This window comes from Kitasatospora sp. NPDC059577, assembly GCF_042735475.1.
Classification (GTDB): Bacteria; Actinomycetota; Actinomycetes; order Streptomycetales; family Streptomycetaceae; genus Kitasatospora.
Genome location: NZ_JBHWBZ010000002.1, coordinates 38,402 through 60,193 on the forward strand (window position 1 = coordinate 38,402; position 21,792 = coordinate 60,193).

The following is a 21,792-nucleotide window of genomic DNA, read 5'->3' on the forward strand; positions in this document are numbered from 1 at the left end:
CGGACCGGGCCGGACACAGAGAGCGGCTCCTCGCTCGACGCGCGGTGAGGCCTCCGGGGCCCTGCGCATCGGACGACCCCGGCTGGAGCCGCATGGGGGCGTCGCCCCCAGGTTCCCGGTACCGCCGGGCCGGGTGGTGGGGTGTCAGCCCCGGTGCCGGCCCCGGAGTCAGCCCCGGTGTCAGCCCCGCGACGTGCTCCCGCAGAGGCCGCGGCTGTAGTCGACGGTCGCGGCAGCCTGCGAGTACTGCCACTGCGGGGCGAGCAGCCGCTGGTCGAGCTGGGCGGCGGCGGTGCGGTCCTCGACGACGTAGCCGAAGTCCTGCAGCCAGGCCGGGTAGAGGTTCTTGGAGCCGATGAAGAAGGCGGATCCGTCGACCGAGACCAGCTTGTGGTGCAGCGCGTACGGGTGGCCGTCGGCCCAGGTGGAGGTGGGGGCGGCGCGGAACGGGGCGAGCTGCAGGTTCTCGCACATGGTCGTCGCGGCCCGGGCCGGGTCGCCGAGGCGGGCGGTGAGGCGGGCGACGAGGGTGTCGCTGATCTCGTTCAGGGACTTGATCTGCGAGTAGCCGCCGCTGCCGACCGTGCCCCGGTTGCCGGGGTCGCTGACCACGATGCGGACCTTGACGCCCTCGGCCATCTTGGCGGCGAGCAGGTCGAAGAGCCGCACGTCGTAGCGGGGCAGCGGCGGGCAGGTGCCGGTCACGTCCTGCTGGGAGATGTCGATCCGGCTGCCGGCGCTCGCGACGAGCGCGCGCAGGGCGGACTCCTCCGGGTTGACGGTCGCGTAGTCGCGGTCGGCGTTGGTGTTGTCGTGCAGGCCGATCGGGCCGCAGGTGAGGTCGTCGGGGGTGGGCACCGGGCCCGGGCGGTAGCCGGAGGCGGTGTCCTTGCTGCGGATCCCGACGCCCAGGCCGCCGACGGCGAGGACCGGCAGGCCGCCGGTGGCGGGCACCCGGTCGGCCGGCGGGTTGCTGCGCTTCTCCAGGTCGGGGGTGCAGGCGGCGCCGTTGGTGGAGGCGAACCAGGCGGCCGAGAACACCCCGGTGTTGCGGCAGGTCCAGTCCCACAGGGTGTCGAGGTAGGCGCCGGCGGAGGCGGCGGCCGGGCCGTTCAGCGCGAGGTCGACGTCGCTGACCGGGTGGGTGGTGTCGAGGTAGTCGTTCTTCCAGTTGTTGATCCCGCCGGTGATGACGCTCTGCCCGTCGACGACCAGCAGCTTGGAGTGGTTCCAGGAGAGCGCGGTCTTGGCGGTGGTCATCGAGGCGACTTCGAGGGTGACCCGGCCGGCGGCGTCGCCGAGCCTGGCCACCAGGTCGTCCCGGTACTTCGACGGGAGTGCGGTGATGTTGTACAGCGGCGCGGCCCCGGCGAGGACCCGCACGTGCGGCGTGTTGCCGGCGGCCACCGAGGCCTTGAGGCCGGCCGCGATGGCGTCCTGGAAGGCGCCGTCCGGGAACGGCGCGAGGGTGGATATGTCGACGGTGCGGGTGGCGCGTGCGATGTTCTCGCGCATCTTGTCGAGCAGTTGCCGGGTGCCGGTGCGCTCGGTGCAGGAGGGGTCGCCCCAGCAGCCGGGGGTCTGCAGCAGCCAGCCGCCCGGGTCGTCGGCGGGCGCGTCGAGCCGGTTGCCCGCCGTGCGCTGCCACACCGTGCCCTCCAGGCCGGGGGACACCTGGCGCAGTGCCTGTTCCACCGCGTCCAGGTGCGGGGTGGTGCCGGTCTGCGCGGCCGGGGCGGGTGCGGGGGCCGGCGCGGGGGCCTGGTCGGCGAACGCGGGGGCGACGGGCAGCGCGCAGAGGGCGGTGGCGAGGGCCAGCGCCGGACCGGCGAGTCGGCGGCCGGAACGGCGGGGCTGGTGATCGTGCACGTACGGGTCCTTCATGAGGGGCCGGGGAATGTTCACCCGGGCATTACCAACGGATTACCCAAGGGTAACCTGAGATCGTGTCAGGATCCTGCCAACGCTGCTGCGCCGACCCCGCTCCGGCACCCGCCCGGACCGCCAGGAGCCTTACGCCCCAGAGGACTTGAACACGCCGGAGCAAGATCGAATTTCGCCCGGCGGCCGGGGCTGCCACCCCCACGGTGGCAGCCCCGGTCGCGGCGGGTGGCGCCCGTCTACGGGTAGGACGTCACCGTCGACGGGGCGGTCGAGGTGCCGGAGGTGGCGGCGCCGGTGGTGTCGATGACGTGGTTGTACTGGCCCTTGCCGCCGAGGGAGACGACCAGCAGGTCGTGGAACCGCACGCCCGCCCGGGTGGGCGCCTCCAAACCGTGGTCCATGCGGATGGTGGGGTCGACGTCGAAGTAGCAGTAGCTGCCGAGGCCCCAGCCCTCGTGGACGGCGACGTTGTCGTCGACCTTGTAGGCGGCGTAGCCCAGGGTGGACCCGTTCTGGATCGCCGCCTGGTTCGGGGCGTCGTAGACCTTCTCGTTCTGGAAGAAGACCGTGCGGCCGCGTTCGCCGGACCACTCGACGTCGTACTTCTCAAAGTGCTCGACGAACAGGCCGGTGCCGAGCACGTCGGCGCCGCGGACGACGAGGCCGTAGTCGGCGGGGTTGACGTCCCAGCCGACGCCGGCGCCGTGGTCGGCCCGCCAGATCCAGGTGTGGTCGACGATCACGTCGTTGCTGTTGACGACGATGCCCGCGGTGGCGGAGCCGACGCCGGCGCCGCCGACCCGGACGAACACGTCCCGCAGGGTGGTCGGGTCGGCGGCGTGGATGCCCTTGGCGCCGTCGGGGCCGACCTGTACCAGCACGTTCGACCGGACCGGTCCGGCGTCGACCAGCAGGCCGGCGAGCCGTACGCCGTCGACGTCGGCGACCTGGACGGCCGTCACGCCGTTGTCGGGCACGAGGGTCGCCAGGCCGAGGCCGAGCACCACGGTGTCGGGCCGGGTGATCGCGATCGGCCGGTCGAGGTGGTAGACGCCCGGGGTGAACAGCAGGTCGAGCCCCTGGGCGAGCGCCGTGTTGACGGTCGCCGCGGTGGCGCCCGGCTTGACGACGTAGAAGCGGCTCAGCGGGCGCAACTCGCCCTGGAGGGCGCCGTCCCAGGAGACGCCGCGCGCGGCAGCGCGCCCGGCCGGGACGAACACCTTGTAGTCGGCGCCGGCGAGGTAGAGGAAGGGCTTCTCGCGGGAGACGGGCGTGGTGTACGGCGGGTCGGGGAAGCTCTGCGCGGGTGCGCCCTGGACCCCGGAGAAGACCTGGTTCCAGACGCCGTTGGTGAAGCCGCCGATCGCGCTGTCGCGGGTGTACCACTGCTGCTGGGAGTAGTTGCCGAGGGTGCCGTCGATCCTGCTGTCGGCGATGTAGCCGCCGCTGGCCCACCCGTAGCCGGCCGGGGAGAGGTCGAGGCCGCCCCGGACGTGCATCCGGCGGAACGGGGCGGCCTGGGCGACGGCCCAGCGGTCGGTGCCGCTGACCGGGTCGAGGGCGAGGTTCTCGGCGGAGCGCCAGAAGTTCTGGGTCGCGTTGCCGTTGAACCAGCCGGCGTCGACGGTGACGTCACCGTTGATCGTGGTGTCGCTCCCGATCGGCGATCCTCGCCCCGCCACCGGTAGCGTCCCGCACCGACCCGGTTCGGCCACGGTACGAGGATCTGGCCACGCCCTCCGGTGATGGGGTCATCGGCGTCGAACCCGTGGAGCACCTGGCGGTCGCCAACGGTGTACGAGCGCAGGGCTGCTCCGAGTTCCACCACGGCTGCGACTTGGTCGCCGTGTCGCAGGGTCAACTGACGTCCGGTCTGGCTCACATGCACGTGTTGAGAGTGCGCACCGTTCCAGGTCACGGCGAGCAGGACGCGGGCAATCCCCGGAATCCTCACCCTGCGCCGCTGGAACGGATCTGCCGAACGGCCCTCGCCGGCCGTACCGGTAGTGCCCGAGCGCGGCACGCTCACCGAGGTCGATCTCAGCGTCCGCCGAGGGTGACCGGCCTCGGCCCGGGTCGGAGTCCGCGTATCGGGGGCGGGTCTTCCGACAGCCGTCGTGGTCGCTGCGGAGTCCGCTGCCTTGGCTCGATCGGGGAGCCCACCGAACACGGTGGCGCAGTATCCCTGCGGTGCGCTGCCGGCCTCCGTGGTCGCGGTCGGGGGGGGTGGTCCGTCCCGGTGACGCGACCTGATGAAGAGCCCCCACCTGGCGCGCCGGTCTGTTCGCCCACCGTGCACCGTGCTTTCGTTTGAGCTCCGTGCCGCAGAACGGCTCGTGCATCTGTTCCGAGTGCGTCCAGCGGCCGAGCCCCCGACCAGACCGCCAGTGGGCATGGCCGCGGCGTCCTTCGATAGGCCAAGAGGAGAGATCATGGTCGTGGGAATGGCCGCCGAGTCCCGGGGGATGCATCCGGACAGCACCGTCGACGCGGTCGACGCCGTTCGGTCCGGCCTGTTCGACCACATCGCGGGCGCCCCCTCGTACGTCGATGGCCGCCTGACACCTTTCCTCGGCTTCGTCACGGGCGGCTGAGTGATGTTGGAGGACCACGTCACGCCCCGCCGGGTGGTGATCATCGGCGGCGGGTTCGCCGGACTGTTCGCCGCTCGCGCCCTGCGGCACGCACCGGCCGCGGTGACCGTGGTCGACCGCCGGGCTCACCACCTGTTCCAACCGCTGCTGTACCAGTGCGCGTCCGGGATCCTGTCGGAAGGCCAGATCGCGCAGCCGCTGCGTTCGGTCCTGCGCCGCCACCAGAACGTGAGCTGCCTGCTCGCCGAGGCTACCGACGTGGATCCCGACGCAAAGGTGGTGCACGCGCAGCGACCCGACGGCGGGGCTCTGACGTTGCCCTACGACGACCTGATCGTCGCCGCCGGCATGCGCCAGTCCTACTTCGGGCATGACGAGTTCGCCGAGCACGCGCCCGGCATGAAGACATTGGACGACGCCCTCGACATCCGTCGCAGGATCTACCGGGCCTTCGAGATGGCGGAGACGGCCACCGACCCCGAGGAGCGGCGGCAGTGGCTCACCTTTGCACTCGTCGGGGGCGGTCCGACGGGTGTGGAACTCGCGGGCCAGATCAGGGAGATCGCCGGCCTCACGCTCGATCGGCAGTTCCGGTCGATCGACTCCGCCCAGGCACGGGTGCTGCTCTTCGAGGGATCTGACGCGGTGCTGGGCGCCTTCGGACCGCGCCTCGCCGCCCGTGCGACCCGGACCCTGCAGGACCTCGGCGTGGAGATCCACCTCGGCACGATGGTCACCGATGTGGAGGCGGACGGGCTGACCGTGAAGGACAGGAACGGTAGTAGTAGTACGCGGTTCCCGGCGCGTACGGTGCTGTGGACGGCTGGTGTCGAGGCCCCGCCCATCGCCACCGCGCTGGCACGGGCCACCGGAGCGGCCCAGGACCGGGCCGGGCGCATCGCCGTCCAACCCGACCTGACCCTCGCCGGACATCCGGACATCCGTGTCACCGGCGACATGATGAGCCTCGACCGGCTCCCCGGGCTCGCCGAGGTCGCCATGCAGACGGGTGCGTACGCGGGCCGCGCGGTGCGTCATTCCATCGAGGGCAGGAAGAGGCAGCCGAAGCCCTTCAAGTACATCGACCTGGGTTCCGCCGCCTACATCTGCCGCGGGAGGGCCGTCGTCAAGGTCGGCAGGGTGCACCTCTCGGGAAGGACCGGTTGGCTGGCCTGGCTGTTGATCCACCTGGCCTTCCTCACCGGATTCCGCAGCAGGTTCGGCGCGGTGCTGAGTTGGGCGATCGTGTTCGCCCTCGGCTCGCGGCGCGAACGCGCCTTCACCATGACCGACCCGTCCGCGCCGCCCGATGCCCGCACCGGGCCGAGGGCGTCGTCCACTTCCTCCTGACGTCGCCCGGCCGGTCCGCGCCGGTCGTACGGCTGCCCTTCCCCACTCAGCCCCGCCTCACGCGGGCGGACCATCGAGGCGCACATGCTCAGCATCGCCGCCCATCTGGCGGACACACCTCCCCAGCTCCTGCCGGCCCGTGAGCAGATGGCCTTCACCCTGGCCTCGCACATCCTGCTGGTGCCGTTCGGCGTGGCGCTGCCGTTCATCACCGTGCTGATGCACTACCGCGCGCTGCGCCGCAACGACCCGGTGGCCCTGCTGCTGGCCCGGCGGTGGTCCGCGGTGATGGCGGTGCAGTTCGCCATCGGGATCATCACCGGCACCGTGCTGTCCCTGGAGTTCGGCCTGCTGTGGCCGGGCATGATGGGGCGCTGGGGCGACGTCTTCGGCCTCGGCTTCGGGGTGGAGGCGTGGGCCTTCTTCCTTGAGGCAGTCCTGATCGCGGTGTACCTCTACGGCTGGCGCCGGCTCAAGCCGTGGACGCACTGGTGGCTGGCCGTGCCGCTGCCGCTGACCGCCGCGATGGGGGCGTTCGGCATCATCGCGGCCAACTCCTGGATGAACACACCCCAGGGCTTCACCCTGGACTCCCAGGGCAACCCCGTGAACGTCAACGTGCAGCAGGCGATCTTCACGCCGATGTTCGGCCCCCAGTACTGGCACTTCGTGGTCGCGATGTTCATGACGGCCGGCTACGTGGTGGCCGGCGTGTACGCGGTCGGCTGGCTGCGCGGTCGGCGCGACCGCTACCACAAGCTCGGCTTCACTCTGCCGTTCACCGTCGCCGCGATCCTCACCCCGATCCAGTTCTTCCTCGGCGACTCCGCCGCGCGCGCCGTCTTCCACAAGCAGCCGGTGAAGTTCGCCGCCATGGAGATCGTCTGGAACACCGACACCCACGTGCCGGAGTACGTGTTCGGACGGCTGAACGGGAACGGCACGATCTCCGGCGGGATCAAGATCCCGCAACTGGACTCCATCCTCGCCGGGTTCAAGCCCAGCACCCAGGTGACCGGGCTGACCACCGTGCCGGCGTCCGACCGCCCCACGGCCACGCAGGCGACCATCGTGCACTGGGCGTTCGACATCATGGCCACGATCGGAAGCGTGCTGATCCTGCTCGCGCTCTGGTACGCCTGGCTGTGGTGGCGGCACCGGGACCTGCCGCGGAACCGGTGGTTCTTCTCCTGCGCCGCCCTGGCGGGAGTCGCGTGCCTGATCACGGTGGAGTGCGGATGGATCACCACCGAGGTCGGTCGCCAGCCGTGGATCGTCTACTTCAACATGCGGGTGTCGGAGGCCGTCACCTCCACCGAAGCCCCCGGGATCTGGACGATGCTCGGCATCGTCATCGTCCTGTACGCGCTCGTGTTCGCAGCCTTCCTGACAGTGCTCCTGAAGATGCGAACCCGCTGGCGCATCGCCGACGAAGGTGCAGCGATGCGGGGGGCGCTCGATCCCGAGACCGACACCCCCTACGGGCCCAGACGGGAGCCCGCACCGGCCGAGGCCGGGGCGGGGCACGGCGGGTCCGGCACGACGCCCGGCGGTGCCCGATGATGGCCGACCTCATCGCCTGGCTGCTGGTGATCGCTATCGCCGCCTACGCCTGCGCCGGCGGCACCGACTACGGCGCGGGCTTCTGGGACCTGTTTGCCGGCGGCGCCGGGCGCGGCAAACGGCCCCGCTGGCTGATCGACCACGCCATGGCACCGGTCTGGGAGGTCAACAACGTCTGGCTGATCTTCATCCTGATCATCATGTGGACCGGCTTCCCCGCGATGTTCCAGGCGGTCTTCGAGGCGATGTGGCTGCCGCTCGCCCTCGCGGCCGTCGGGCAGCTCCTCCGCGGCGCCGGATTCGCCCTGCGCAAGCCGACCCGGCGGATCGCCCAACGGCGCGTCTACGGCGCGGCGTTCGCGATCTCCTCGCTCCTCACGCCGTTCTTCCTCGGAGCGGTGCTGGGCGGCATCGCCTCCGGACGGGTGGCGGTGGGCACCCCGGCGTCCGCAGATGCCTGGGCCAACCCCACCTCGGTGCTGGCGGGCCTGCTGGCCGTCGCCGCCACCGCCTTCCTCGGTGCGGTGTTCCTGTCTTCCGACGCACGGCGGTTCGGAGCCCACGACCTCGTCGACTACTTCCGCCTGCGGGCGTGGATCGCCTTCGCGGCCGTCGTCGTCATCGCTCTCGCTGCCCTGCCCATTACCCGGAACGACGCACGGTACGTGTGGGACGGCCTCACCAGCGGCCTCGGACTGCTGATGGCGATCCTGGCCGGTGTCTGCGGCCTTGCCACGGTCCTGTTCCTCGGGCGTCGGCTTCACGGCTGGTCCCGCTATTCAGCGGTGGCGACCGTCGGACTGGCCGTGCTGGCCTGGGGCTTCGCCCAGCGCCCGTACCTCCTGCCGACCTCGCTGACGGTGTCCCAGGCCGCCGGGGCCGCACACAGCCTGCGGTGGCTGGGGATCGTGACGCTCATCGCGGTCGTGCTCGTCGTCCCGGCACTGGTGCTGGTCTACCGGCTCGACACGAAGGGCCGGTTGGAGCCGCTCACCGACTCCGACACCTCCTCTGCGGGGCTGCCCGGGGACAACCTCTGACATCACGCGCCGAACCGGGGTCCTGATCATCCGAAGGACCTGCCCGGGCGTGACGCCGCGCCCGGCGCGCAGCAGGGCCGGCCGACCGTCGCGGCAGACGCCGACTCGGCCGTCCGGGGGGCAGGTCAGCTGATATCGCCAACGGCAACGACCGGGGCGGAAGGAGCTCGGTTAGCGTCATGCGGGGGGCCTCGATCTTTGATACGGAGAGTGCTGATGGACCGCTACCCCCCGATCGCCGACCACGGCCTGGTGGGCGACCTCCAGACCGTCGCACTGGTCTCGTCCAAGGGCGTTTTGGACTGGTTCGCCGCGCCCAGGGTCGACTCGCCGAGCATCTTCGCCGCCTTGCTGGACCACGACCGCGGCGGTCACTTCCGGATCGGCCCCGACGCCGAGGACGTGACCTACCGCCAGCTCTACTACCCGGACACCGCCGTCCTGGTCACCCGGTTCATGTCGCCCGAGGGCGTCGGCGAACTGATCGACTGGATGCCACCCAATCCGTCCGGCACACCCACCGACCGCCACACCGTGGTCCGCGCGATTCGTGCCGTCCGCGGCAGTGTCACGTTCACGCTCGAATGCCGGCCCCGCTTCGACTACGGCCGCGCGACCCACGAACTCCATCTCGACGACCGGTACGCCGCCTTCCACTCCCCCGGCATCGCCTGCCATTTGCGTACCACCTTCCCGGTGGAACGCGCCGGCGACGACGTGGCCGGCACCGTGACGCTCAACGCCGGCGAGACCGCCGGTGCCGTGCTGACCGTCTGCGCCGCGGACGGCGCAGCGCCGCCCCCGGCGAACGAGGAGGAGCTCACCGAGGCCCTCTGGGACACCGTCAACTTCTGGCAGGCCTGGGTTCGCACCTCCAGCTACCGCGGCCGCTGGCCCGACATGGTGCACCGCTCGGCGATCACCCTCAAGCTGCTCACCTACGCCCCTACCGGCGCGCCGATCGCCGCCGCCACCATGGGACTGCCCGAGCAGGTGGGCGGCGAGCGCAACTGGGACTACCGATTCACGTGGGTGCGGGACGCCTCGCTATCGGTGCGCGCACTGCTCGATCTCGGTTTCGCCGAGGAGGCGGGTGCCTACACGCACTGGCTCAGCAACCGGCTCCACGAACGGCTTGAGCTGCCCGGCGAGCGGTTGCAGATCATGTACCGGGTGGACGGCGACCCGGAGCTGACCGAGGAGATCCTGGAGCACTTCGAGGGCTACCGCGGCTCCTACCCCGTCCGCGCCGGCAACGCCGCGATGGACCAACTGCAGCTCGACATCTACGGCGAGGCGCTGTACGCGCTGGCCGAGGGTCGTGAGGTAGGCATCCAGGCCGGCTACCGCAGCTGGCGGGCGACGGCGCGGATGCTCGACTGGCTCGCCGACAACTGGGACCGGCCCGACGAGGGCATCTGGGAGACCCGCGGCGGCCGCAAGGACTTCACCTACAGCCGGGTGATGACCTGGGTCGCCTTCGACCGGGGCATCCGTCTGGCCGAGCAGTTCAGCCGCCCGGCCGACATCGTGCACTGGCGCGACACGCGCGACGCGATCCTGAACCAGATCATGGCCAAGGGCTGGAGCGAGAAGGAGCAGGCGCTCGTCCAGCACTACGACGGTGACGTCCTGGACGCCTCGCTGCTGGTCATTCCCCGAGTCGGGCTGCTCGCGCCGCGCGACCCGGCCTGGCTGTCCACACTCGACGCGATGGACCGCAAGCTCGTCTCCGACAGCCTGGTCTACCGCTACGACCCCGCCGCCTCTCCCGACGGCCTGCGCGGCTCCGAGGGCACCTTCAGCCTGTGCACCTTCCTCCACGTCGACGCCCTCGCCCGCGCCGGGCGGCTGCGGCAGGCCCGCTACGCGTTCGAGAAGATGCTCACCTACGCCAACCACGTCGGCCTGTTCGCCGAGGAGATCGGCCCCTCCGGTGAGCAACTGGGCAACTTCCCACAGGCGTTCACCCACCTCTCCCTGATCATGGCGGCCAATACCCTGGACAACGCACTTGACGCGAAACTGGGGTCCTGAGTGGCCGTGGACCCCAGCACCGCGGCGGTCGGCGCCGCCGAGTTCCGCGAGCTGTACCGGCGGCTGCGCCGCAACCGGCCCGACGGCGCCCTCGCCGAGCTCACCCCGGAACGCGTGGCGGCAGCCGCCCGCGAGGTGCGGGCGGGGCTACGGGTCTCGCTGGCCGCACCGGTGGAGACCGGCCCCGGGCCGGACAACCCCGAGCCGGCCGTGCACCGGATGACCGGCGCGGTGGCCGGCCGGGTGCCCGACGAGGGCCTGGACTTCGCCCGTGACCACATCGCCATGAACGTGCACGGCGACGCCGACAGCCACCTGGACGCGCTCTGCCACGTCGTCTACGACGGCACTCTGTACGGGGGCGTCGACGCGGACACCCTCACAGCCCACGGGGCCGAGGCGCTCTCGGTGGACCTGGTCCGGGACGGCATCGTCGGCCGCGGCGTCCTGCTGGACGTCCCGCGGCTGCGCAACGTGCCCTGGTTGGAGCCCGGCGAACAGGTGGGCGCCGAGGAGCTGGCCGCGGCCGAAGCCGCCCAGGGCGTCCGGGTCGGCCCAGGCGACCTGCTGTTCGTCCGGGTCGGCCACCGCCGCCGCCGAGCCGAACGCGGCCCGTGGGACGCGACCAAGGCCCGCGCCGGACTCCACCCGGACGCCATGGAGTTCCTCGCCGAACGGCGGGTCGTCGCCCTCGGCAGCGACGGCAACAACGACGCCGCGCCGTCCCCGGCGGAGGGCGTGGACTACCCAGTCCACGTGCTCGCCGTCCATGCGATGGGCCTCCACCTGCTGGACTACCTGCAGTTCGAGGACCTCGTGCCGCTCTGCGTCCGGGAGCGCCGCTGGTCCTTCCTCTGCGTCATCGCTCCGCTGCGGCTGCCACGCGCCACCGGCTCCCCGGTCAACCCGATCGCCATCCTCTGAGGCTCGGATTCTCGGACGCACCGTGGAGGCCACCCGGCCCGCCGCGGGTCAGCCGCGACCGGCAGACACCACGTTCGCCAGCGGCTCGCCCGCGGCGTACCGCGCCAACTGGACGCGGACCAGCGCCAGCGCCCGTGGGCGGAAGGCCGACGTGGTGGCGGCCACGTGCGGACTGATCAGGGTGTTCGGCGCCGTCCACAGAGCGTGCCCCGGCGGGAGCGGCTCCGGGTCGGTGACGTCGAGCGCTGCCCACAGCCGTCCCGAGTGCAGCTCCGCGAGCAGCGCCGCGGTGTCCACCACCGCACCCCGGCCGACGTTCACCACGACGGCGCCGTCCCTCAGCCGGGCCAGGAGCCCGGCGTCGACCAGGCCGCGGGTCCGCTCGGTGAGGGGCACGGTCAGCACCACCGCGTCGGCCCGCGGCAGCAGGGACGGCAGTTCCGCCATGGCGTGCACCGGCCCGCGCGGAGCAGGCCGCGCCGAGCGGGCCACCCGGAGCACCTCGCACTCGAACGGGACGAGCCGGGCCTCGACGGCGGCACCGATCGACCCGTAGCCCACGATCAGGACCGTCCGATCGGCCAGCGCCGGACGGAAGCCCGCCGACCACCGCTGTGCCTCCTGGGCCCTGACGAGGTCGGGGATCCCGCGCAGGACGGCCAGCAGCAACGTCACCGCGTGCTCGGCCGTACTCGTGTCGTGCACCCCCCGGGCGTTGCAGAGCGTGACCTCCGGAGCCACGTGCGGCAGCAGGTCCTCCACCCCCGCGCTCAACGACTGCACCACCCGCAGCGCCGGCAGCCGTCCCAGCACGGGCACCGCCGCATCGGTGCGGGTGTACGGGACGACGAAGAACTCGACGGCCGCCAGAGCGCCGTCGGGCGGTGCCGGGCCGCGACCGTCCCACACGACGGCCGGCCAGCCCTCGGGCAGGCCGCCGAGCTCCGACAGGGCATACGGCAGCATCGCCCGGGCCCCGGTGGAATCGCCGGCCGCCATGCGGACCTCCCGTGCCCGGCGGCCCGGACCGCCTCGGTGTGCCCGGCGGCGGCCGGGCCTCCCCTGGACGACAGTGGGTACGACACCAATGATCCCGCAGCTGACGCAGGGAGGCCCGCGCACCATGGCCAAGCCCGTGCTCGGCAACCGCGTGGTGATCGTGATGGGCGTCTCCGCCAGCGGAAAGACGACGATCGGCCGCCGGCTCGCCGATCGGCTCGACGTGCCGTTTGCCGACGCCGACGACCTTCACTCGGTCGCGAACCGCGCCAAGATGGCTTCCGGACGGCCCCTCGACGACGCCGACCGCCGCCCCTGGCTGTCGGCCGTCGCCGAGTGGATCCGCACCACCGCCGAGCTGGGCGGCGGCGTCATCGCGTGCTCGGCACTGCGGCGCGACTACCGTGACCGGCTGCGCCCGCCGGGTGTCGAGGTGTGGTTCCTCCACCTGTCACTCGATCCCGCCGTGGCCCTGGAGCGGATCACCGCCCGGCGCGGGCATTTCATTCGCCCGGAGCTGCTCGACTCGCAGTACCGGCTCCTGGAGCCGCTCCAGCCCGGTGAGCCCGGTGCCACCGTGGACGCCTCCGGCAGCGCGGAACAGACCGTCCGGGCGGCGCTGCTCGCCCTGGCCCCGCCCTCCCGCGGCCCAGGTTCCCCGCACCGTCCCTGAGGTGCCGCCCGCCCGATCCGGCGGTAGCTTGCAGGGGACGGGACTTGTCCTGCCGAGGCGGTGGAGCGGTGATGTCACCCCGCCGTCATGATCACCCCCGGGGGCGGGCAGGCGCTGCAGGGCAGGCAACGACTCCAGATCGGAAATCCTCCGTGGCCGGCGATCAGCACTACGACGTCATCATCATCGGCACCGGCGCAGGCGGTGGCACCCTGGCCCACCGGCTGGCGCCGACCGGAAAGCGCATCCTCGTCCTCGAACGGGGCGACTACCTCCCTCGCGAACGGGACAACTGGGACTCCACCGCGGTCTTCGTCAAGGGCAAGTACCGCGCCCCGGAATACTGGTACGACAAGGACGACAACGCCTTCCCGCCCGAGGTCAACTACTACGTCGGTGGGAACACCAAGTTCTACGGCGCCGCGCTGTTCCGCCTGCGCCCCGAGGACTTCGGCGAGCTGCACCACCACGACGGGCTCTCCCCCGCGTGGCCGATCGACTACACCGACCTGGAGCCGTACTACTCCCAGGCCGAGCAGCTCTACCGGGTCCACGGCCGCCACGGGGAGGACTCGACCGAAGGCCCGGCGAGCGCCCAGTACCCCTTCCCGCCGGTCGAGCACGAGCCACGCATCCAGCAGCTCAGCGACGACCTCGAGAAGCACGGCCTGCACCCCTTCCACCTTCCGATCGGCGTCAACCTCATCCAGGACGACCAGGGCCGCGCGGTTCACGGCAGCGCCTGCATCCGATGCGACCGGGTCGACGGTTTCCCCTGTCTCCTGGGCGCCAAGTCCGACGCGCAGGTGATCTGCGTCGATCCGGCACTGGAGCACGACAACGTCACGATGATCACCAACGCCGACGTACGCCGGTTGGAAACCGATCCCGCCGGCCAGAGCGTCACCGGCGTGGTCGCCGAGCTCGGCGACGGCACCACCGCCACCTTCGCCGCCGACATCGTGGTGGTCGCCTGCGGGGCCGTCAACTCCGCCGTGCTGCTGCTGAGATCCGCCAACGACCGGCACCCGAACGGGCTGGCCAACAGCTCCGGGGTAGTAGGCCGGCACTACATGCGGCACAACAACCTCGCCCTGATGGCAGTGTCGAAGGAACCGAACCCGACAGTGTTCCAGAAGACGCTCGCCCTGCACGACTGGTACCTCGGCGCCGACGACTGGGACTACCCGCTCGGCGGCATCCAGATGCTCGGCAAGTCCGACGCCGACCAGATCCACGGCGAGGCACCGCGCTGGGCCGGCGCCGTCTCTCCCGACATTCCCTTCGAGGTGCTCGCCCACCACGCCGTCGACTTCTGGCTGTGCGGCGAGGACCTGCCGACCCCGGACAACCGGGTGACCCTCGACGCCGACGGCGGCATCCACCTCGCCCTGGATGAGAAGAACAACATCGCCGGACTCAAACGCCTGCGCCACAAGCTCCAGGGGATGCTGGGCAAACTCGGCATGCACGAGCACCACCTGCTCTCGCACAGCATCTACCTGCACAAGGGCATGCCCATCGGCGCCACCGCCCACCAGGCGGGGACCGTCCGTTTCGGCACGGACCCGAAGGCGTCCGCCCTCGACGTCAACTGCCGGGCCCACGATGTGAACAACCTCTACGTCGTGGACACCTCCTTCTTCCCCAGCATCGGCGCCGTGAACCCGTCGCTCACCGCCATCGCCAACGCGCTCCGGGTGGGCGACCACATCGCCGACCGACTGAGCTGAACGCCCCGACCGCACAGGAGAGTCAGCGATGACGACACGACAGATGGACGCCCTGGTCATCTTCGGTGCCACCGGCGACCTCGCCAAGTTGGAGACCTTCCCCGCGCTGGTGGGACTGGTCGAACGCGGCGTCCTCGACGTCCCGATCGTGGGCGTGGCCAAGGCCGGTTGGGACCTGCAGCAGTTCCGCAACTACGCCGAGGCCTCGCTCACCCTCAACGACATGGATCCCAAATCCCCTGCCGCGACCAAGATGCTCGGCCTGTTGCGCTACGTGGACGGCGACCTCGGTGACGACGCCACCTACGGCGCGATGTCCGAGGCCATGGGCACCGGCGGACGTGCCCTGTACTACCTCGAAGTGCCGCCGCCGCTGTTCGGCCGGATCGCCGAGGGCATCGCTACCGCCGGCCGGGCGAAGGACGCCCGCATCATGGTCGAGAAGCCCTTCGGAACCGACCTGGAGAGCGCCCGCGCCCTCAACGCCACCATGCACCAGCACTTCCCCGAGGACGCCATCTACCGCGTCGATCACTGGCTCGGACTCGACCCGGTGGAGAACGTCCTGTTCGCACGGTTCGCCAACTCCGTGATCGAACCGCTGCTCAACCGCACCCACGTCAAGAGCATCCAGATCACCATGGCCGAGGCCTTCGACGTCTCCGACCGCGGCCGCTTCTACGACCGCACCGGTGCGATCCGCGACGTGATCCAGAACCACATGCTGCAGGTCCTCGCCACCGTCCTGGCCGACCCGCCCTCCGGCCAGGGCCTGAGCGCCTGGCGGGACTCCAAAGCCCTCGCCGTCGCCTCACTCGGACCGCTGACGCCCGACCACATCGTGCGCGGCCAGTACGACGGTTACCTGGACGTCGACGGCGTCGATCCGAAGTCCACCGTCGAAACCTTCGCCGCGATCCGGCTGACCGCCGACTCCTGGCGCTGGGCGGGCGTCCCGATCCTCATCCGAGCCGGCAAGTGCCTCCCGGTGACCGCCACCGAGATCAGCATCCGCTTCCGGGGCGCCCCGCACGACGTGTTCGGCCTGCAGCCGGTACCCGCCACCAACATGCTCCGCTTCCGGGTCTGGCCGGAGACCCAGGTGGCGCTCACGCTCGCCGGCAAACAGCCCGGCGGCGGCTGGCAGGCAAAGCACGAGGAGCTGGCCTTCAGCGAGATCCCGGGATCCGACATGCGCCCCTACGACCGGCTCATCGGCGCCGCTCTCGACGGCGACCGCTGGCTGTTCGCCAGACAGGACACCGTGGAAGCCGCCTGGCGCATCGTCGACCCCGTGTTGGGCGACGCCGTCCCGGTTCACCCGTACGGCCGTGGCACCTGGGGCCCCAAGGAGGCCGACGCCCTCCTCACCGACGACGACACGTGGTACGACCCGGCCGGCTGACGCGGCCGCGCTGCTCTCCCGTGCCGCGGCCCGGCGGGCCACTGTTCACGGCAGTGGACCGCCGGGCCGCAGCCGCGGGGACGGGCGGCCACCGCCGCACTGTCTCGAGGGGCGCTGCGGCGCCCTGGCCCAGGCCGTAGGAGGACTTCGGATGGACCTGATCCACTTTCGGATGGTGACGCCGCCCTCGCTCACCCAGCGGACGATCGACATGCTGACCGCGAACAGCGACGTCCTCAACCTGGTGGTTTTGCGATCGGTGTCGAGCTCGCCGGACGGCGACGCGCTCGAGTGCGACGTCATGAAGGCCGCCGCGAACGGTGTGTTGGGCGGCCTGCGCAGTCTGGGGATCGACCACGCGGGGTCCATCGCCGTCGACGACGTCGAGATGATGTTCTCTCGGCACGCCGAACGGATCGAGGCCGACCAGCCCAGCACCCTCGTGCACACGCCGCTGTGGGCCGCCGTCGAGGCCCACATCAGGGCGGAGGGGACCTACCTGCCGTCCTTCTACCTGTTCCTGGTCATCGCCGGGCTCATCGGCGCAGTCGGCATCATGTCGAACTCCCAGATCCTCATCGTGGCCGCGATGGTGGTCGGACCCGAGTACAACGCGATCGTCAGCATGGCGCTGGGGATCGACCGCGGCAACCGCCGCCGGGTCCGCGAGGGCGCCCGCGCACTGACCCTCGGGTTCGCCCTGGCCATCGTCGTGACGCTGGGCTTCTCGGCGCTGTCGCGGGCCTTGGACCAGGAGTCCGATGCGTTCAAGCACGGTCTGCGGCCGGTGTCCCAGCTCATCGATACGCCCAACTTCTTCTCGCTGGTCGTGGCCGCACTCGCCGGTGTGGTCGGCATCGTCTCGCTCACCGAGGCGCGGGCGAGCGCGCTCCTCGGCGTCTTCATCTCGGTGACCACCATCCCCGCCGCCTCGGACATCGCCGTCTCGATGGCCTTCGCCGACTGGCACGAAGCCCGCGGGTCTCTGTTCCAACTGCTGCTGAACGTCGTGGTCCTGGTGATCGTCGGCGTCCTCACCCTCCGCCTGCAGCGGCGCTTTTGGCAGCGGGCCGGGCGTCGAGTCGGCGCGGAGGGCAACTGACCGCTGCGGGCTCCGTCCCCGGCCGCCCCTCCGGACGGCACACGCGGTCAGCCCCCGCTGCGTGCGCCGTCCGACCGTGCGGTCCGCGGCGCCGGCCCGAGGAGCACCAGGGTGTCGTCCTTCGCCGGCTCGGTGTCCTGTCCCCGGGTGACCGGGTCGAGTCGGCCGTCGGCCCGTACGACGAAGAGCAGCTCGTGGCCCGAGGGGAGCGGGTCGGCGGCGGGCTGCAGGACGAAACGGGCACCCTGCTCGTAGCGGGCCTGCAGTACGTCGCGGACGAGGTCCGAGGCGAAGAGCACCCGTCCGCCGGTGAACGGGGCGACGATGCCTTGGCCGCCGGGGGGCGGGCCGACCCGGTACACCGGGCCGTCGAGGCTGTCCTGTACGACCACCGAGGCGAGCGCGTTCAGATCGTCGTCGTCCGTGAGCAGCAGCGCGGTCGTGACACCTTCCAGCCGGGCTCGGGGATCGGTGGCCGTGGCGAGGAGTTCGCCCGCGGTCAGCTCCAGCCCCGCCTCCCTGATCCGGTCCCGCTCCCCGGGGTCACCGGCCCACATGATCACTTCCAGGCCGGCCGCGCGGAGCGACTGCCCGAGGTCGATCACCCACGGGGAGCCGCCCACCAGCAGGGGCCGCGAGCGTGCGGACGCGCCGACGCCCAGCCGGACGGCGACCGGCCGGGCGGTCAGCGCGTAGACCAGGACAGTTCCGACGATCACCAGGAAGGTGATCGGGAGGATCTTGTCGGCGCCGGACAGCCCCGTGGCGGCCAGTGAGGCGGAGAACGTCGCCGCGGTGGACGCGGCGACGATGCCGCGGGGCGCCATCCAGCCGATGAACGCCCGCTCCCGGGGGCCCACCTCCGTCCCGGCCGCCGCGACGACGGACACCACCGGCCGCACCACCAGGACGAGCGCCGCGACGAGCGCCAGCGAGGGAACCAGCACCGAAGCGACGGCCTTCGGTGCGACCGACGCCGAGATGGAAATGAACAGCAGGCCGATGACCAGTTGGACGACCGTCTCGAAGAACGGGCGGCGCGCAGGCATGTCGAACCCGGGCAGGTTCGCCACGGCGATCCCGGTGACGATCGCCGCGATGAGACCGGTGTCGTCCAGGACCATGTCGCAGCCCGCGGCCACCGCGACGACCGTGGCCAGTTGCGCGAGCGTGCCGAGCGTCCCGCCGAGCCGCAGCTTGCGCAGGGTCAGCCACAGCACCGAAACGCCCACCGCGCCACCGATCAGGCCGACGGCCATGCTCCCGAGGAACAGGCCGAACCGGAAGCCCTCCTTGTCCTGCGACCGGACGATGATGTGGAAGACGACGGCTCCCAGAATGCCGCCGAGGGGGTCGATGAGCGTCCCCTCCCAGTTCAGGACGGAGCGCACCCGGTCGGCCGGCCTGGCGTGCTCCAGCAGCGGGCCGACAACGGTCGGCCCGGAGACGACGAGGATGACACCGATCATCATGGCCACGCTGATCGGGACGTCGAACAGGGCGGCGACCAGCCCCAGACAGGCTCCGGCGGTGATGGGGATCCCCAGCACGATCAGCCGCGTCACCACCCTGCGGGTCTCGCCCTTCAGCTGCTGGGGATCGAGACCCAGCCCCGCGTCGTAGAGGATCACGGCCACCCCGAGCGACACCAGGGCCGTGAAGTCCGGCACCAGATTGGCGGGACGGACCACCTTGGTGAGCGCACCGGCGGCGAATCCGACCGGCAGCAGCACGATCAGCGAAGGGACGCGCAGCTTGCTCGCCAGGATCTGCGAGCCCACGGCGAGCGCGACGGTCAAACCGCTGCCCAGCAGGATCTGATCCTCGGTCACGACGGCCTCGTCCCTCTCGAATACGGAGAAGGCTTCGGCCGGCGTCTGCCCCACGCGTTCACTGCGTTTCCGGTTTGTCGGCAGCCGGCCCTGGAGGCGGCCCGAGGGGTGCCCAAGGCTCTGCGGGGTCCACAGCCGTGTTCGGTGCATGCCGTCCTGAGCAGGCGGACGGAGTCACACTCTCGGTCGAGGAGACCACGACTGGACGCCTCCTCCCTCCGTGCACCCGGTCGCGCCCGGAAGCCTGGCCACCACACAATCACCGCCCACGGGGGACAGCGCCCCGGAGGCGGAGGTCTTGCGCCACCTGGTCGCGAGCGTTTCCCCCGATCGGGGCGCGCTGCGGCCCATGGCCCAGCCACCGAGTTGCCGCGCGACCGCGCCCATGTCCTGATTGTGGCCGTACCGGAATCGGGCTGATGACGGCCCGGTCGCACCGAGACCGGGCAACGGTGTGAAGCGTGCGTGATCCAGTGCGCATTCGCTCGACGACCAGGGGAGACCCACGTCCCCGGCACACGGCATCAGGACGCGGTGCTTGCGGGCTCTCAAGGTGCCCGCGACGACGGCCGGCTGGAGGACAGAGATGGCGAAGCAGGCTCCTTCGGCTGCGGGTGGACGGAGTACCGCAGCGAAGGTCGGCTTCTCCCTGGGACTGGTGCTTCTTCTGCAGGCCGTGTTCGTGCTGTGCCTTGTCAGCGCCCAGCAACTGCTCGTGCCACGGAACATGCCGTTCGGCGTGGCAGGGCCGCCCTCGCCCGTGGTCGCCGAGGTCGCGTCCAGAACAGGGCTGGACCTGACCTCCTATCCGAACCCGTCGGCTGTGACGGACGCGGCCGAGCGGGGCGAGCTGTACGGCGCGTACGTCAGCGACGGTTCGTCCGACACGTTGATCGTGGTCCCGGCCAAGAGCTTCTTCGCCCAGACCGAGCTGGAGCCGGCGTTCCTCGATGCGGCCCACAAGCTGGGCCGGCCGCTGACGGTGCAGACGGTCAAGCCGCTCCCGTCCACAGACCCGGTCGGCGCAGTGACGTCGCTGTTGCTGCTGCCGCTGCTGATCGGCGGATACCTGGCCGCCGTGCTGGTCTACAAGGCGGCCCACGGCATCGCCGCCGCGCCGTGGCGTGGTGCCATCCTGGTCGGCTACGCGCTGGTGGGCGCGCTGCTGACCGACCTGATCGCCGGGTTGGGGATCGGCGCGTTCTCCAGCAGCCATTTCTGGTCGCTGCTGCCGTGCTTCTGGCTCATCACCTCGGCGGTGGCACTGGCCGCTGCCGGACTGCAGGCCCTGGTGGGCAGGATGGGCACCCTGCTCGTGGCGCTGCTCTTCATCGTCGTCGGCGGCCCGCCGGCCGGGGGATCGGGCACGTACCTGCTGCCGGTCTACTGGCGCAACATCGGCGTGATCTTCCCGGCGCAGAGCGCGGTCAACCTGATCAATCACGTGCTCTACTTCGGCGGGAGCGACATCTCCACCCCACTGATCGTGCTGTTCCTCTACGCCTTCGCCGGCATGGCCGTCATCGCCTGGTACGGCCGCATCCGCCCGGCCAGGGCAGCTGCCCGGGCCGGACGACCGGAAGCCGGCACAACGGCCCCGACCGACCCCACGCCAGCCCCACCCAACCGCCGGCGGGCGCTGGCCGGAATCCTCGCGGCGCTCGGCATCTGCGCCGTCATGCAATGCCTGTTCGCCACCAACTACATGAGCGCCTCGCACGCCCCCAAGGCCACCAACCTGCCGTTCGGCGCAGTCGGCGACTCGCCCGTGCTGGCCGCGGCCGAGAAGAACATCTCCCTGAAGGTCACCCAGTACCCGGACGAAGCCGCCGCCAAGACCGCGATCGACGAAGCCCGGCTCTTCGGCGCGCTGATCTCCTCGGGCACCTCGAACACCCTGATCGTGGTGCCGTCCATGAGCGACCTGGCACCGCTCGACCTCGCATTGCGGTTCGAGGAGGCAGCCAAAGCCACCGGCCAGACCGTGACGGTGCAGCCGTACGCCCCGACGCCGCTGGTGGCCAAGGACCCGTTCGGCCTGGTCCAAGGGCTCATGCTGGTCCCGCTGCTCATCGGCGGCTACATGAGCTCGACCCTGCTCATGGCCGTGACCGGCAGGGCGGCAGGCCGCTGGCGCGCCGCCCAGCTCGCCGGATTCGCCGTCGTGAGCGGCCTCGTCGTCGATCTGATCGTCTGCTACTGGCTGCAGGGATTCCCCAGCAGCAAGTTCTGGATCACCTGGCCCATCTGCACACTGATCGTCACCGTGGTCGCCGCCGTCGCCGCGATCCTGCAAAAGCTGCTCGGCCCCGTGGGCACCCTGCTGACGGTCGTCGTGATCATCCTGTTCGGCAACCCGTCCGGCGGCGGCGCAACCGGCGTGCCCTACCTGCCCGCCTTCTGGCGCGACATCGGCCCCTACCTGCCACCCCGCAACGCCTACATCCTCCTGCACCACACCATCTACTTCGACGGCCACGGAACCGGCCAGGCACTGACCACCCTGCTCGTCTACCTGGGCGTCGCCGCCGCCATCCTCATCGTGCTCGACCTGCGCCGCCCCGAAGCCACGGTGCCCACCGACGCCACCGAGGCCGCGGCCATGGCCGTCCCCATCGGAGCCACACCGTGAGCGCCCCGCGCTGAGGCGTCGCAC

Annotated in this window: 14 protein-coding genes and 2 pseudogenes; 11 read left to right on the forward strand and 5 right to left on the reverse strand. The window is 71.2% G+C overall.

Annotated features, from left to right (window positions below; genetic code table 11):
- Positions 1 to 180: 180 nt before the first annotated feature.
- The 3 genes and pseudogenes from ACFV0O_RS02800 to ACFV0O_RS02810 form a co-directional block, all read right to left on the reverse strand.
- Complete coding sequence (locus ACFV0O_RS02800) at positions 181 to 1,869, reverse strand: phospholipase (protein WP_380335428.1); 1,689 nt, start codon at positions 1,867 to 1,869, stop codon at positions 181 to 183.
- Between the two features lie 251 nt (positions 1,870 to 2,120).
- A pseudogene (locus ACFV0O_RS02805) lies at positions 2,121 to 3,536 on the reverse strand (coagulation factor 5/8 type domain-containing protein); the annotation flags it as partial.
- Between the two features lie 77 nt (positions 3,537 to 3,613).
- Positions 3,614 to 4,318 (reverse strand): annotated as a pseudogene (locus ACFV0O_RS02810) (hypothetical protein); the annotation flags it as partial.
- Here ACFV0O_RS02810 and ACFV0O_RS02815 point away from each other — a divergent pair.
- The 6 genes from ACFV0O_RS02815 (at position 4,317) to ACFV0O_RS02840 (ending at position 11,392) form a co-directional block, all read left to right on the forward strand.
- Entirely contained in the window at positions 4,317 to 4,478 is a 162-nt protein-coding gene (locus ACFV0O_RS02815) for a hypothetical protein (RefSeq protein WP_380335431.1), read from the forward strand. The pseudogene ACFV0O_RS02810 and the gene ACFV0O_RS02815 overlap by 2 nt on opposite strands.
- Positions 4,479 to 4,481: 3 nt before the next feature.
- A complete protein-coding gene (locus ACFV0O_RS02820) occupies positions 4,482 to 5,828 on the forward strand; it encodes an NAD(P)/FAD-dependent oxidoreductase (protein ID WP_380335433.1) in 1,347 nt (448 codons plus the stop codon).
- Between the two features lie 84 nt (positions 5,829 to 5,912).
- Entirely contained in the window at positions 5,913 to 7,391 is a 1,479-nt protein-coding gene (locus ACFV0O_RS02825; RefSeq protein WP_380335435.1) for a cytochrome ubiquinol oxidase subunit I, read from the forward strand.
- Positions 7,388 to 8,431 (forward strand): cytochrome d ubiquinol oxidase subunit II, encoded by a 1,044-nt coding sequence (locus tag ACFV0O_RS02830; RefSeq protein WP_380335438.1) that lies wholly within the window; start codon positions 7,388 to 7,390, stop codon positions 8,429 to 8,431. Before ACFV0O_RS02825 ends, ACFV0O_RS02830 begins: the two co-directional genes overlap by 4 nt.
- 216 nt (positions 8,432 to 8,647) lie before the next feature.
- Entirely contained in the window at positions 8,648 to 10,468 is a 1,821-nt protein-coding gene (locus tag ACFV0O_RS02835; protein WP_380335439.1) for a glycoside hydrolase family 15 protein, read from the forward strand.
- Positions 10,469 to 10,474: 6 nt separating this feature from the next.
- Complete coding sequence (locus ACFV0O_RS02840) at positions 10,475 to 11,392, forward strand: cyclase family protein (RefSeq protein ID WP_380335441.1); 918 nt, start codon at positions 10,475 to 10,477, stop codon at positions 11,390 to 11,392.
- A 48-nt stretch (positions 11,393 to 11,440) separates the two neighbouring features.
- Here ACFV0O_RS02840 and ACFV0O_RS02845 read toward each other — a convergent pair whose 3' ends face one another.
- Positions 11,441 to 12,391, reverse strand: a complete 951-nt coding sequence (locus ACFV0O_RS02845) for a 2-hydroxyacid dehydrogenase (RefSeq protein WP_380335444.1) — start codon at positions 12,389 to 12,391, stop codon at positions 11,441 to 11,443.
- A 124-nt stretch (positions 12,392 to 12,515) separates the two neighbouring features.
- Here ACFV0O_RS02845 and ACFV0O_RS02850 point away from each other — a divergent pair, with 124 nt between their 5' ends.
- The 4 genes from ACFV0O_RS02850 (at position 12,516) to ACFV0O_RS02865 (ending at position 17,304) form a co-directional block, all read left to right on the forward strand.
- Positions 12,516 to 13,064 carry a gluconokinase gene (locus ACFV0O_RS02850; protein ID WP_380335447.1) on the forward strand — a complete coding sequence of 183 codons (549 nt, stop codon included), beginning with the start codon at positions 12,516 to 12,518 and terminating at the stop codon, positions 13,062 to 13,064.
- Positions 13,065 to 13,216: 152 nt separating this feature from the next.
- Positions 13,217 to 14,797 carry a GMC oxidoreductase gene (locus tag ACFV0O_RS02855; protein ID WP_380335450.1) on the forward strand — a complete coding sequence of 527 codons (1,581 nt, stop codon included), beginning with the start codon at positions 13,217 to 13,219 and terminating at the stop codon, positions 14,795 to 14,797.
- A 28-nt stretch (positions 14,798 to 14,825) separates the two neighbouring features.
- The gene (zwf, locus tag ACFV0O_RS02860) at positions 14,826 to 16,202 is read left to right on the forward strand and encodes a glucose-6-phosphate dehydrogenase (protein ID WP_380335452.1); all 1,377 of its coding nucleotides are present in this window, start codon (positions 14,826 to 14,828) and stop codon (positions 16,200 to 16,202) included.
- 151 nt (positions 16,203 to 16,353) lie between these two features.
- A complete protein-coding gene (locus tag ACFV0O_RS02865; RefSeq protein ID WP_380335455.1) occupies positions 16,354 to 17,304 on the forward strand; it encodes a DUF389 domain-containing protein in 951 nt (316 codons plus the stop codon).
- 47 nt (positions 17,305 to 17,351) lie between these two features.
- Here the strand turns inward: ACFV0O_RS02865 and ACFV0O_RS02870 are convergent, their stop codons facing one another.
- Positions 17,352 to 19,136 (reverse strand): cation:proton antiporter, encoded by a 1,785-nt coding sequence (locus tag ACFV0O_RS02870; RefSeq protein WP_380335458.1) that lies wholly within the window; start codon positions 19,134 to 19,136, stop codon positions 17,352 to 17,354.
- Positions 19,137 to 19,794: 658 nt separating this feature from the next.
- Between ACFV0O_RS02870 and ACFV0O_RS02875 the strand changes: the two genes are divergently transcribed.
- Positions 19,795 to 21,768: a hypothetical protein gene (locus ACFV0O_RS02875; protein ID WP_380335461.1), complete on the forward strand. Its 1,974-nt coding sequence runs from the start codon at positions 19,795 to 19,797 to the stop codon at positions 21,766 to 21,768.
- Positions 21,769 to 21,792: the final 24 nt, after the last annotated feature.

Coding starts and splice junctions, on each gene's coding strand:
- ACFV0O_RS02815 (WP_380335431.1), top strand. CDS start 4,317: ATGGTCGTGGGAATGGCCGCCGAGTCCCGGGGGATGCATCCGGACAGC.
- zwf (WP_380335452.1), top strand. CDS start 14,826: ATGACGACACGACAGATGGACGCCCTGGTCATCTTCGGTGCCACCGGC.
- ACFV0O_RS02865 (WP_380335455.1), top strand. CDS start 16,354: ATGGACCTGATCCACTTTCGGATGGTGACGCCGCCCTCGCTCACCCAG.
- ACFV0O_RS02850 (WP_380335447.1), top strand. CDS start 12,516: ATGGCCAAGCCCGTGCTCGGCAACCGCGTGGTGATCGTGATGGGCGTC.
- ACFV0O_RS02825 (WP_380335435.1), top strand. CDS start 5,913: ATGCTCAGCATCGCCGCCCATCTGGCGGACACACCTCCCCAGCTCCTG.
- ACFV0O_RS02820 (WP_380335433.1), top strand. CDS start 4,482: ATGTTGGAGGACCACGTCACGCCCCGCCGGGTGGTGATCATCGGCGGC.
- ACFV0O_RS02845 (WP_380335444.1), bottom strand. CDS start 12,391: ATGGCGGCCGGCGATTCCACCGGGGCCCGGGCGATGCTGCCGTATGCC.
- ACFV0O_RS02835 (WP_380335439.1), top strand. CDS start 8,648: ATGGACCGCTACCCCCCGATCGCCGACCACGGCCTGGTGGGCGACCTC.
- ACFV0O_RS02830 (WP_380335438.1), top strand. CDS start 7,388: ATGATGGCCGACCTCATCGCCTGGCTGCTGGTGATCGCTATCGCCGCC.